Source organism: Vreelandella sp. DA03-1M (assembly GCF_055725665.1).
The window spans coordinates 617429-630211 of record NZ_CM146798.1 but is presented as its reverse complement, the minus strand read 5'-3'; the positions used below and the strand labels follow the sequence as shown (position 1 = coordinate 630211).

Below are 12783 nucleotides of genomic sequence, written 5' to 3'. Positions count from 1 at the left end.
CATGAGTCTGCGGGTTATTTTGCGCATTTTGGGGCTGCTGCTCATGCTGTTCAGCCTAACCATGCTCCCTCCCACGCTGATTTCACTGTGGTTTCGCGACGGCGTGTGGAGTGCTTTTATTAGCGGCATTGGGATTTCCGTGGCAACGGGATTACTGCTTTACCTGCCCAATCGACGTTCGCAAAAAGAGCTGCGTATTCGCGACGGCTTTATTATCGCCGCCATGTTCTGGACGGTGCTGGCGCTGTTTGGTTCGCTGCCGCTGATGCTATTTGGCGAAGGCTCGCTAGGCATTACCGATGCGGTATTCGAGTCGTTCTCGGGTTTGACCACCACTGGCGCCACGGTGATTACCGGCATCGATTTTTTACCCGAGTCGATTCTCTACTATCGCCAGCAGCTCCAGTGGTTGGGCGGCATGGGTATCGTCGTTTTGGCCGTCGCCATTTTGCCTACCCTAGGCGTGGGCGGTATGGCGCTGTATCGCACCGAGATTCCGGGGCCGTTGAAAGACTCCAAGCTCACTCCACGTATCACCGAAACCGCCAAGGCGCTCTGGTACATCTACGCTACCCTCACCCTCGCCTGTATGGTGGCCTATATGTTAGCCGGGATGGACTGGTTCGACGCCTTGAGCCATAGCTTCTCAACCGTTGCTTTGGGTGGTTTTTCTACTTACGACGCCAGCATCGGCTACTTTGATAGCGCGACGATTGAAATGATCTGTGTCGGCTTTATGTTGATTTCGGCCTTCAGTTTTAGCCTGCACTTTATTGCTTGGCGTGAAAAAAGCGTGATGCACTATTTTCACGACCCAGAAGCGCGCTTTTTAATGCTCTTTCTACTCGCCCTGAGCGTGGTCACGGTGCTTTCGCTATGGCTCACCGATACCTATGACACTGTACGCGGCCTTCGTCACGGGGTTTTTCAGGTTGTTTCTGTTGCTACGACCGCGGGCTTTAGCGTTGCCGATTTCTCCATGTGGCCCGGTGCCCTGCCCTTTCTGCTGTTTGTGGCGGCCTTCGTTGGCGGCTGCTCCGGCTCTACCGGCGGTGGCATGAAAGTGATCCGGATTATTTTGATCATCAAACAGGGCATGCGCGAGATTATGCGCCTGATCCATCCCAACGCGGTGATTGCGGTCAAAGTGGGCAAAGTCAGCGTTCCCGACAGCATAGCCCAGGCGGTTTGGGGGTTCTTTTCGGTTTACGTTCTGCTGTTCTTTTTGATGCTGGTGGGGGTGATGGCGACCGGGGTTGACCAGATAACGGCCTGGTCGGCGGTGGGTTCGGCCCTCAACAACCTCGGCCCTGCACTGGGTGAATCCCATGCTCACTATGGCGAGATGCCCAGCCTGGCCAAATGGATACTGGTTATGGCCATGCTGCTCGGCCGCCTGGAAATTTTTACGGTACTGGTGCTGTTTACGCCCGCTTTCTGGCGGCGTTAACCCTCCAACCAGACACACTTATATGACCGAATTGAGAGCTGTTAATGAACCACGATGATACATCTCACCAAGAACCCCCCAACGCAGAAACGAGGCCACTATCTGAAGCAACAACCTCGCTTCCGGTCACCAGTGGGCCGCTAAAAACGTTCACCGTTGGTGAAACCCACTACACGCTGCTGGGCACTGCTCACGTATCGGCGGAAAGCGCCGACGATGTTCGCTCACTGTTGGGTAGCGACGCGTTTGACGCCGTCGCCATAGAGCTCTGTGACGCCCGCCACCACAGCATGTCCAACCCGGATGCCATGGGCGAGCAGGATCTTTTTCAGGTGTTCAGAGAAGGCAAAGCGGGCATGGTCGCTGCGAGCCTGGCGCTGGGTGCCTTTCAGCAGCGTATAGCCGACCAGTCCGGCATCCAGCCGGGGGCCGAAATGCGTGCGGCAGTTGAAGAAGCCAGCCGACTGAAGCTGCCGCTGCTGCTGGTCGACCGCGATGTCGGTATCACGCTGAAACGCATTTACAGCAATGTACCCTGGTGGCAGCGCTTCTCGCTGTTTTCAGGCCTTATCGGCAGTGTGCTCTCCCGCCAGGATGTCTCCAAAGAGGATATCGAAAAGCTTAAAGAGGGCGATATGCTGGAGGCCACCTTCAGCGAGTTTGCCGCTGAGTCAGAAGCGCTCTATACGCCGCTGATTCGTGAGCGCGATCGCTATATGGCGCTACGCTTGGCTGAAGAGGCGCCGCCAGGGCGCTACAAGCACGTGTTAGTGGTGCTCGGCGCAGGCCACCTTAAAGGCACCGGCGAGCACCTTGAAGCGCCACTGCCTGCCGAGCCAAAAGTCGAACGCGAAGCCCTGGAAGCCACCCCGCCGCCGTCCAAGCTTTGGAAAGCGCTACCGTGGTTGATTACCGCACTGGTGCTTACCGGCTTTGCGATTGGTTTTTCCCGCAACACCGACCTTGGCTGGCAACTGGTGCTTGAGTGGTTCTTGATTAACGGCATTCTCTCGGGCGGTGCAACGATTATCGCCCTGGCCCACCCGGTGACAGTGATTGCTACGTTCTTTGCCGCGCCGCTCACCTCGCTCAACCCCACCATCGGCGCTGGCTTTGTGGCCGCCGGGGTTGAGCTATTTATGCGTAAACCCAAAGTGCGCGATTTTTCGTCCCTACGCCACGATGTCACGCAGCTCAAAGGCTGGTGGCAAAACCGCGTATCGCGCACTCTGCTGGTGTTTATTCTCGCCACGCTAGGCTCCGCGGTGGGCACTTGGGTAGCCGGGTTCAGAATCGCCGGTGCCCTGTTTGGCAGCGGCAGCGCGTAAAACGACCTTCGCAGCGCTCATATCTCTATGGGTGCTGCTTCTTGCTGAGCTAATAGGCGCCGCATTGCTGCGGTCGGTGAGTCGATTCTGTGATGCAGACGGCTCGCCGCGTAGCTATCGTTAAACACCTCAAAATAGTCATCCAGCACATCCGCAGCGACCGTATCCCCGCCCTGACGTAGCAGCTCAATAGCCACTTCCGCAGTACACAGGTGCGATTTTGACGCCGGTTTGCGCAGCCGATAACGCGTCTCCCGCTCAGTACTCAACGGCAGTACGGGAAGCGCGTCAAGGTAAGCACTTTTGCGAAACATCCGCCGCGCCTGACGCCAAGTGCCATCCAGAATGATAAATACTGGAATGCGCGCCTGCGCTTTCGCCGCATGCACCGCTTCAATACCCACTACCCGATCCGCGTAGTCGGGCTGGTCATCGGGGAAGATCACAAAGGGGACATAGCGAGGGTCTTTCAACAGCGCTGCCAGCTGCGCATCCGGTGCCGTACGGTACCAGGTAAAGATTCGCGTCTCGCTAAGCACATCACCAATCAAGCGACCGGTATTCGTCGGTTTGTAGTGCTCTATCGGATGCGTTAACAGCCATACCTGAGCGACGCTTTCCGCCTTCACTTGATAAGGACACAAACAATTTAGTGCCGGTAAATTGCACCCTTCACAGCGCGTGACAAAGCTACCACGGGCTTTAAATTCACGCCGGGGCGGACGCGGATGCTCATTGCTGGGACTGTTAACACAGTCCTTATCAATAGAGCCCTTATCAGCAGAGCTTTCAAAAGCAGACATCCGCGCTCCAAAGAGTGGGGGGAAACTAAGAGTGAAAAAGGGCGCAGAGTATAAATGAGCACGGCGTCTTTTGACGAATGTTTCCAACACCACCGTAAACCTACAAAATCTCCAACGTTGACACCCAAAGCGCAACGCCGCTAAAGTCTCGCCAACTGTCTAGTCAACTATTAAAGTTAAAAAGGTTTACACCATGACCGTGTCCCACGAACGATTTCACGAACAGCGTCACGATTGGACGCTAGAAGAGATCAATGCGCTTTTCGCGCTGCCGTTCAATGACCTGCTGTTTCAAGCTCAGCAGGTTCACCGTGCCCACTTCGATGCAAACGCGGTGCAGGTCTCTACCCTGCTGTCGATTAAAACCGGCGCCTGCCCGGAGGATTGCAAATACTGTCCCCAATCCGGCCACTACAATACCCAGCTGGAGAAAGAGAAGCTGCTGGAAATTGAAAAGGTGGTCGAACAAGCCAAGGCAGCGAAAGAAGCCGGTGCCAGCCGCTTTTGTATGGGCGCGGCGTGGCGTAGCCCCCGTGATAAAGACTTGCTGTTAGTCGAAGAGATGGTTCGTCAGGTGAAAGCGGTAGGCCTGGAAACCTGTATGACGCTGGGGATGGTCGACGGCGAACAGGCCAGCCGACTGGCCACGGCTGGGCTCGATTACTACAACCACAACCTGGATACCTCGCCAGAGTTCTACGGCGAGATTATCACCACCCGCACCTATTCCGATCGGCTGGAAACCCTCTCCAACGTGCGCGATGCGGGCATGAAAGTGTGCTCCGGCGGCATTCTCGGCATGGGTGAAGATGCCCAAGATCGTAGTGCCCTGCTGCAACAGCTGGCCAAACTCTCCCCGCACCCTGAATCCGTGCCGATCAATATGCTGGTAAAAGTACCCGGCACGCCGCTGGAAAATGTCGAAGACTTAGACCCGATCGAATTCATCCGCGCCATTGCGGTCGCCCGCATTATGATGCCGCAAAGCCATGTGCGTCTCTCCGCTGGCCGCGAGCAGATAAACGAATCGACCCAGGCGCTCGCGTTTTTGGCAGGCGCCAACTCGATCTTCTACGGCGACAAACTGCTGACCACCAGCAACCCCCAAGTGGATCGCGACCGTGCGCTGTTTGCCAAGCTGGGCCTGCACCCAGAGAAGCGCGAGACCTGCGAAAGCGAGGATACCCAAGCAGCCCGCCTTGCCCAACAGGCACAACAGCAGATGCACGCCGAACGCGTTGCCGAGCTGGCGGTAGACGCCAGTGTCTAAAGCGTGGCAAAAGCGTCTGGCCGACGCCCGCGCTCATCGTCAACAGAGGGAGCGCTGGCGCACTCGTCAGGTAGCCAAAAGCAATACCCTCGACTTTGCCGGTAACGACTACCTGGGCCTTGCCAAAGATCCTCGCGTTTTAGAGGCCCAGGCGGAAGGCGCGCGTAGACTTGGCGCGGGTGCAGGCGCTTCGCATTTGGTCAGCGGTCATCTGAAGATTCACGACGCCCTGGAAGAAGCATTAGCGCGCTGGACAGGCCGCGAACGTGCGCTGCTTTTTTCCACCGGCTATATGGCCAATCTCGGCGTGCTGCAGGCGTTGGCAGATCGCCATACCGCACTTTTCCAGGATCGCCTCAACCACACATCGCTAATTGATGGCGCCGCATTAAGCGGCGCTCGCTCCCGGCGCTTTCATCACCGCGATGCCATTGATCTGGAAAGCCTGCTGTCGCGCAGTGAGTGCGCGCATAAGCTCGTGGTCAGCGATGGCGTTTTCAGTATGGATGGCGATATCGCTGACATCGCAAGCTTAATCACCGTCGCTCAACGCCACGATGCGTGGCTAATGATCGACGATGCCCACGGCGTAGGCATGATAGGCGACAATGGCAGCGGCTGCGTGGGCAGCGCCTGGAGTAGTAAGGACGTGCCGATTCTTGTCGGCACGTTAGGAAAAGCGTTAGGTACCGCCGGGGCCTTTGTTGCTGGCGATACCGAGTTAATCGATCACCTGATCCAGTTTTCACGCAGCTATATTTACACCACCGCCCAGCCTCCGGCCATCGCCGCCGCGACGTTAAAAGCGCTGGAGATCGTTCAAAGTGAACCGGAACTTCGCGCTCAGCTAAACGCCAATATCGCTTACTTTCGCCATGAGGCGCTGCAACTAGGGCTACCGCTCAGCGATTCGGCCACTCCCATTCAGCCGCTGATCCTGGGCGATGAAACGCGCACCCTAAGCTGGGCGTTGCAGCTCCAGCAAAAGGGTATACAGGCGGGGGCGATTAGACCGCCAACGGTGCCCAAGGGTGAATCCCGTCTGCGTGTGACTTTAAGTGCGCGCCATCAGCACGACGATATCGATCAACTGATAGCCGCGCTCCACCACTGTCAGCACCAAGAGGCCTTATGCAGCCCCTGCGTTTAATTCTGCTCTCTGGCTGGGGAATCGACCAACGTATTTGGCAGCCGCTCGAGGCGCACTGGCCCACTAATCTAACAGCCCAGGCGGTAGAGTGGCCCGGCTACGGCGGTACGACCCCGCTTGCGGCCAACGCGACCTTGGAAGAGCTGCCAGACGCCATGGCCGAGCCGTTAGCCAGCGATGCGATCTGGGTCGGCTGGTCACTGGGCGGACTACTGGCTACGGCGCTACTGGCGTATCTCCCCCCACCTCGGGGTTTGATTCTGCTTGGTGCGGGGGATACGTTCTGTGCAAAAGACAAGGTCAGCGCCACAGGTGGTGTCACTAGCGCAGAGCTGAGCGCCTTCCAACGCGCCTTTCAGCGCGACCCCACCGCGACATGGCAACACTTTTTGCGCTGGCAGACCCAAGGGGAGCCCAGCCCCCGGCAGGCTCACCGGCAACTGCGTGATTTATTGGGCGACACCCCGCCTGCCGACAGCCTCACCTTGGCTACCGGCTTACACTGGCTGTCCACCATTGATAATCGCCCACGCCTAGCGGCTTCCCCTTGCCCGGTGGTACGTCTCACCGGCGAACATGATCCCTTTATCAGCCCCGCCCAGCACCACGTAAGCAAGTCCCTAAGCGGTGTCGGCCACTGCCCGATGCTCTCGCAGCCCCAGGTGCTCGCCGCCGCGATTATCCGTCATGCTACCCAGATGACTAACGTCAGCACGGCGGTTTTATGAGCGACCTAACGCTGAACAGCGAGGTTAACTGGCAAGCACGGGTCGCCCACGCCTTTTCCCGGGCTGCGCCCCGCTATGATGTACTCGCCACTGCCCAGCGCCAAATAGGCGAAATGCTTTGGGATTCGTTACCTCCAAGCGCTTTTAACGTGTTGGATATGGGGTGCGGTACCGGCTACTGGACTCAGCAGTTGGCTGAACGTTACCCCCAAGCCCGCGTAACGGGGCTCGATATCGCCCCCGGCATGCTCGAACAGGCACGTCAGCGCTATAGTGAAAGTATCCACTGGCAACCGGGTGACGCTGTGGCCCTGCCGTTTGGTAAGCACACCTTTGATCTAGTGTTTTCCAACTTGGCGGTGCAGTGGTGTCGCAATATTGGCGCGGTGATGGAGGAGCTTTACCGGGTTCTCACACCCGGCGGGGAGGCGCATATCACCACGCTGCTGCCCGGCATCCTGGAGGAGATTGCCTTTGCCTGGCAGCGCCCCGAGGCGCTGCTGCAAATGCCTGATCGCGCCAGTGTCGAGAGGGCCATCGGCGAAAGCGGCTTAACCATCACCCGTCAGGCGGCCAGCGTTGAGCGCTTCAGTTACCCTGACTTGAAGGCGGTAATGGCGTCTATCAAAGGTGTCGGCGCTCAGATTGCCCGGCCACAGGCCAGCCTTAGCCGAAATGACGTCGCCGCCGCACAAGCGCGCTTTGAACAACTCCGCCAGCCGGAAGGCCTACCCGTGAGCTACCACTGCTTAACGCTGCACTTGGAAAAATCGCTATGAACGTCTGGTTTGTGACGGGCACCGATACCGATGCGGGTAAAACCCTAGTGACCAGTGGATTGCTCTATGCCGCCCGCCAACAGCAGTTGAGCACGCTGGGCTTAAAACCCATCGCCTCAGGCAGCCAAGCGACGCCTGAAGGCCTGCAAAATAGCGATGCCCTCGCCCTTCAGCATCAAAGCGTGCCGCCGGTCGACTACGTCAAGGTGAATCCCATCGCCTTTGCCCCCGCTATTGCGCCCCATCTTGCCGCGCTAGAGACGGGCCAGCCGCTTGAGGTTAGCGCTATCGTTAGCTTGTTGCGCGAAACGCTTAGCCAAACACCCAGAGATATCACCCTGATTGAAGGCGCCGGTGGCTGGCGCGTACCGTTAAACGCGCAGGAAGATTTCGCCGACCTGGCGATAGCGCTTGAGCTGCCGGTGATTCTGGTGGTTGGCCTAAAGCTGGGCTGCTTAAACCATGCCCGCTTAACAGCAGAAGCCATTCGCGCCGACGGCTTGGTAGTAGCAGGATGGGCGGGCAGCGTAGTTGATCCCGCTTTTGCGGCTGACACAGCCCGCTTTGAGGCCAATATCGCCCATCTAAACGCCAAACTCGCGGCGCCCTGTTTAGGCATTATTCCCCATCTTGATGCCCCCGACGCCGCAACTGCCGCCCCCTATCTCTCCCTGGAGCCGTTATGAACACGCCGGTTTGGCATCCTTATGCCCACTTAAAAACCCAAACGCCCGCGCCCAAGGTGGTGGGCGGTGACGGTACTCACTTTGTGCTCGAGAGCGGCGAACGCTTATTGGATGCCACCTGCTCCTGGTGGTGCATGATTCACGGCTATGGCCACCCGCGCCTGGTGGCGGCCATTCGCGAGCAGGCAGGTGAGCTGTGCCATGTGATGCTTGGCGGCTTAACCCACGACCCCGCCGACCAGTTGGCGCGCGAGCTGGTGCGCATTACCCCCGCCGGGCTGAACCACGTTTTCTATTCGGACAGCGGCTCGGTAGGCATGGAAGTGGCGATGAAAATGGCCCTCCAGTACCAGGTACTCACCGGCAACCCCGGCAAGCAAAAGATGCTCTCGTTGATGAAGGCCTACCACGGTGACACCACCGGCTGCATGGCAGTGTGCGACCCGGAAGAAGGCATGCACAGTCTGTTCGCCAGCCTACTCCCCCAACACCATTTCGCCCCGGCACCTACGGCTCCTTTTAATGCTAGCGCTGAACAGGTTGAACACGATCTTGGCGCCCTGCGCAGCGTACTTGAGCGCCACCATGAGGAGATCGCCGCCCTACTAATGGAGCCGCTTTTACAAGCTGCTGGCGGGCTTAATATGACCTCGCCGGACTATGTCACTGGCGCCAGGGAACTGTGCGATGAGTTTGGGGTGCTGTTGATTTTTGACGAAGTCGCCACCGGCTTTGGCCGCACCGGCAAACTGTTTGCTGCCAATCACGCGGGGGTCACGCCGGATATCATGGTGCTTTCCAAAGGCTTGACCGGCGGCTATTTAGGCCACGCTGCGACGCTCGCCACAGATCGCGTCCACGACGCCTTTGTCGGCGATACTCCCCAGCACGCCTTTATGCACGGGCCTACCTTTATGGGCAACCCGCTGGCCTGCCGCGTGGCGCTGGAAAGCCTGCGCGTCTTCGAGGAAGAGAATTACCTGGGCAAAATTGCCAAGCTCAGCCAGCAGTTGCAGCATGAGCTACTTGAAGACCAAGCGCTGAATGCACATCCGGCCGTGGCTGACGTTCGAGTCCTTGGCGCCACCGCCGTGATCGAAGCGCACTCCGCCGAGGCGCTAAAAGGCGTAGGCGACTTCGCCCGCGAGCGCGGCGTATGGCTGCGCCCCATTGACCGCTGGCTCTACACCATGCCCGCCTACATCACCTCGGAAGCGGAAATCACTCAGATTACCAGCGTGATGAAAGCATGGTTTCTTGAGTCGTAATGGCTCAGGAAAGCAGCAAATTACCCTGCTGCTTCCAACGATTCACTAGCGCCGGAACGTCTTCTCCGCCAGTGGCATTGATTGCCAGCACACACGGCGGGCCTCGTTCGCGGCGCGTATCACTGCAGTCCGTCCTGACCGTCGATCAGCACCAGTGTCTGTTCTGCCGTGACCCGCATCAGACATTGCGCGGTTGCAGGGCTACCGCCGGTGCCGCCACCCCATTTCGCCCGCTCGAAATCGCAGCGGGCATCGCGGTAGCCGATCCAGGCCCGTTGCATAGCCTTCAGCGTTGGCGCCTGTGCCGGTGTGTTCCAACTGTCATCCTCTGCCTCAGCGTCAGCTGAGGCGTACATCGCCATCAGGTCGCTGTAAGCGGTGTTTAACCTGTCGTCCCAAAACTGCCGTTCCCGATCTAGACAACCCCCCATAACGACGGTCGTGGAACCGCCCTCTGTGTCAGCCATGCAGGCATTAGCGGATTCACCAACGCAGGCCAGCCGAGCGTCACCCGATGCGTCAGCAAGGCAGGACTGCGTTGCCTCGTTCGAATAAGTCATATCCTGCGCGGCAACACCGCCCGTCCAAGCCATCACGATAACAATGCTACAGATTGCGCTCTTCACGTGCTTTTTTCCCTTTATATTTGCGTGCTCGGCGCCACCGCCCTGATTGAAGCGCCCTCGCAGAAGGCTGTGCCGAGCCGGTCTCGAATTTTTAAGACAACAGCAAATTACCCTGCTGCTTCCAGCGATTTACCAACGCCGGAACGCCTTCTCCAGCGGTGGTATTGATTGCCAGCACACCCGGCGGGCTGAGCATATCCGCCTCAGGGTCGACCAGCGCGCAGGGTGTGTCGTAGTCAATGTAAGAGAGCAGCGAAGCGGCAGGCATGACCGCCAGCGACGTGCCCACGACCAGCAGAAAATCAGCCTGGCTAACAAGTTCACAGGCATCTTCAAACAGCGGCACCGACTCTCCAAACCAGACCACATCGGGACGCAGCTGGCTGCCTTTATCGCAGACATTCCCCAGCTCAATCCCCCCTTTGGGCAGCGGGTAGCGCATACGCTCATCGATGGAAGAGCGTGCTTTTAAAATCTCACCGTGCAGGTGCAGCACGTGTCGGGAGCCTGCTCGCTCGTGCAGGTCATCGATATTCTGGGTAATGATACTGACGCTAAAGCCGCCTTGCTCCAGAGCAGCCAGCGCTTTATGGGCGGCGTTGGGCTTGGCACGACGGATCTGCTCGCGGCGCTGATTATAGAAATCCAACACCTGCTGCGGATTGCGCTGCCACGCCTGGGGGGTAGCCACATCCTCGACCGGGTGGTTTTCCCACAGGCCGTCGCTGGCGCGAAAGGTTTTAATCCCGCTCTCGGCGCTAATCCCCGAGCCGGTTAATACCACCAAATGCGGGCTTGCTGCCATGTTTACCTCGTCGTTTATGTTCCACTTTTTCTTAAGTCAAACACTAATATACTAGCTGCCCGATGCTGCCCGCAAAACGCTGCTTGTTACGGTAAGGATAAACATCGATGACGCGCCCATCGATGATGGCCTGCTGCAGTTCCAGCCAGTATTCCGGATCAAATAGCTCGGGGTGCTGCGCCATGAACATATCGCGCAGCGCCTTATTAGCGAACATGAAAGGGCCAAACTCCTCTGGAAAAATATCGTTAGGACCGATGGACAACGTATCCCCCCCCTGGAAGTCATTGCCCTGGGATTTGGGCATATGCCGAAAACGACACTCGGTGAGGTAGCAGACTTCATCGTAGTCGTAGAAAATCACCCTTCCATGGCGTGTCACGCCAAAATTTTTCAGCAGCATATCGCCGGGAAAAATATTCGCCGCAGCCATTTGCTTAATGGCATTGCCGTAATCCTTAAGCACCATCTCCTTCTCTTGGTCGCTGCACTGCTCCAGATAGATGTTCAGCGGTGTCATCATGCGCTCGGTATAGCAATGTTTGATAATCACCTTATCGCCTTTCAACACAACGGTTGAGGGCGCCACTTCCAGTAAGTGCTCCAGACACTCCGGCGCAAAATGATCCTGACGGACAATAAAATTGGAGAACTCTTGCGTATCGGCCATACGCCCTACTCGGTCATGGCGCTTTACTAGTCGATACTTTTCGCGCACCACGGCGTGGGTCACGTCTTTGGCCGGGTCGAATTTATCTTTAATGATCTTAAACACGGTTCGAAAACTGGGCAGCACAAACACCGCCATCACCATGCCACGCACGCCAGGGGCAATAATAAACTGTTCCTCCCGCTTGGCGACCTGACGATTCAGCGCCCGGAAAAGTTCGGTTTTACCATGTTTGAAGAAGCCGATTGAGGCATAGAGCTCACCTTCTGGCTTATGCGGCATCAACTGCTGAAGATAATCGACAAACTCCCTGGGTACCGCCACCTCCACCTGAAAGTAAGCGCGGGTGAAGGAGAAGATAATCGACACCTCGTCAGTTTCGATCAATACCGTATCCAGGCTCAGGCTGGCATCGCCTCCTGCCTGCTCACCAAAACCCTCGCCGTGGAGTACCGGTAGCACCAGTGGCACCTGCTCACCGCCGCCGATAATCCGTCCCACCAGATAAGCCCCTTTATTGCGATAAAAGACGCTATTCAGCAGCTCGATTTCAGTATCATCGTCGTCCAACATCGCCGAGGGTAAGTGCTGCTGTAAGAAGGTGGCGCCGAGGTGGGTATCCTGGTCTATCTCCGCAAAGCGATTTTCGAAGGGAGCATCGATAAGCGCCCATTTGAGCGCAGCTTGCCAGTCGCCGTTAACCTGTTTGCGACGGCATAAGTCAATTCCCGAGCGGTGGGCGGCATCCTCCCGGGAGCTATACACAAACATCCAGTCGTTGCGAATATGGCGATGATGGAAAATCGCACAGAACAGCGAGTTAAAAAAGGTTTCAGCGAGTTCATAATCGAGTCGGAGGCTGATCAGCTCAGCGTAGTGGTTGCGCGCCTCTCGCCAGCACTCGCAGTGGGATACCACTTCGGGATCGAAAGTGCGCTTTAAGCGCCCCAGGGTAACGTCGATTTTCTCCTTATATAGATTGATCCGCTCCGCGGAGGCTTGCTGCGTTTCGCGCCACGCCGCGTCACGGAAACGACGGCTGGCATCGGCAGTAATCTCTTTAAAACGCGCACGGTACTCATCGAAGCCATGCAAAATCGTCGTCGCTAAGCGGTATGCAGGTGCGTGCTTCACGGGCCGTACTCCTGTGGATTTACGCTAGTAGCGTTGCCTAACGGTAAACTACATGCGAGACGACCTTGGTGGATACCCGTGCTCCG

General features: G+C 57.5%; 12 protein-coding genes. 8 read left to right on the top strand and 4 right to left on the bottom strand.

The window, feature by feature from the left end:
* Position 1 precedes the first annotated feature (1 nt).
* On the top strand, positions 2 to 1450 hold the full coding sequence (locus tag ACXUPB_RS02935) for a TrkH family potassium uptake protein (RefSeq protein ID WP_472955252.1): 1449 nt from the start codon (positions 2 to 4) through the stop codon (positions 1448 to 1450).
* A 44-nt stretch (positions 1451 to 1494) separates the two neighbouring features.
* A complete protein-coding gene (locus ACXUPB_RS02930; RefSeq protein WP_339934304.1) occupies positions 1495 to 2778 on the top strand; it encodes a TraB/GumN family protein in 1284 nt (427 codons plus the stop codon).
* A gap of 17 nt (positions 2779 to 2795) precedes the next feature.
* Here the strand turns inward: ACXUPB_RS02930 and ACXUPB_RS02925 are convergent, their stop codons facing one another.
* Positions 2796 to 3581 (bottom strand): tRNA-uridine aminocarboxypropyltransferase, encoded by a 786-nt coding sequence (locus ACXUPB_RS02925; RefSeq protein WP_472955249.1) that lies wholly within the window; start codon positions 3579 to 3581, stop codon positions 2796 to 2798.
* A gap of 193 nt (positions 3582 to 3774) precedes the next feature.
* On the opposite strand from ACXUPB_RS02925, the gene bioB reads away from it, so the two are divergent.
* From bioB to bioA, 6 genes are read left to right on the top strand one after another with little or no spacing between them, the layout of a single operon-like run.
* Positions 3775 to 4851, top strand: coding sequence for a biotin synthase BioB (gene bioB, locus ACXUPB_RS02920; protein WP_472955248.1), 1077 nt, complete (start codon positions 3775 to 3777; stop codon positions 4849 to 4851).
* Positions 4844 to 6001: an 8-amino-7-oxononanoate synthase gene (gene bioF / locus ACXUPB_RS02915; protein ID WP_472955246.1), complete on the top strand. Its 1158-nt coding sequence runs from the start codon at positions 4844 to 4846 to the stop codon at positions 5999 to 6001. The genes bioB and bioF overlap by 8 nt, the downstream gene beginning before the upstream one ends.
* Complete coding sequence (locus ACXUPB_RS02910) at positions 5983 to 6729, top strand: alpha/beta fold hydrolase (RefSeq protein ID WP_472955243.1); 747 nt, start codon at positions 5983 to 5985, stop codon at positions 6727 to 6729. The genes bioF and ACXUPB_RS02910 overlap by 19 nt, the downstream gene beginning before the upstream one ends.
* Entirely contained in the window at positions 6726 to 7508 is a 783-nt protein-coding gene (gene bioC / locus ACXUPB_RS02905; protein ID WP_472955241.1) for a malonyl-ACP O-methyltransferase BioC, read from the top strand. The genes ACXUPB_RS02910 and bioC overlap by 4 nt, the downstream gene beginning before the upstream one ends.
* Positions 7505 to 8194 (top strand): dethiobiotin synthase, encoded by a 690-nt coding sequence (bioD, locus tag ACXUPB_RS02900; RefSeq protein ID WP_035564637.1) that lies wholly within the window; start codon positions 7505 to 7507, stop codon positions 8192 to 8194. Before bioC ends, bioD begins: the two co-directional genes overlap by 4 nt.
* The gene (gene bioA, locus ACXUPB_RS02895; RefSeq protein WP_035564639.1) at positions 8191 to 9462 is read left to right on the top strand and encodes an adenosylmethionine--8-amino-7-oxononanoate transaminase; all 1272 of its coding nucleotides are present in this window, start codon (positions 8191 to 8193) and stop codon (positions 9460 to 9462) included. Before bioD ends, bioA begins: the two co-directional genes overlap by 4 nt.
* Before the next feature lie 119 nt (positions 9463 to 9581).
* Here bioA and ACXUPB_RS02890 read toward each other — a convergent pair whose 3' ends face one another.
* From ACXUPB_RS02890 to aceK, 3 genes are all read right to left on the bottom strand, one after another.
* Positions 9582 to 10022, bottom strand: a complete 441-nt coding sequence (locus tag ACXUPB_RS02890) for a lysozyme inhibitor LprI family protein (RefSeq protein WP_198556119.1) — start codon at positions 10020 to 10022, stop codon at positions 9582 to 9584.
* Between the two features lie 157 nt (positions 10023 to 10179).
* Positions 10180 to 10893 (bottom strand): SIR2 family NAD-dependent protein deacylase, encoded by a 714-nt coding sequence (locus tag ACXUPB_RS02885; RefSeq protein WP_035564641.1) that lies wholly within the window; start codon positions 10891 to 10893, stop codon positions 10180 to 10182.
* A 43-nt stretch (positions 10894 to 10936) separates the two neighbouring features.
* Positions 10937 to 12697: a bifunctional isocitrate dehydrogenase kinase/phosphatase gene (gene aceK, locus ACXUPB_RS02880; protein ID WP_101147335.1), complete on the bottom strand. Its 1761-nt coding sequence runs from the start codon at positions 12695 to 12697 to the stop codon at positions 10937 to 10939.
* Positions 12698 to 12783 lie beyond the last annotated feature (86 nt).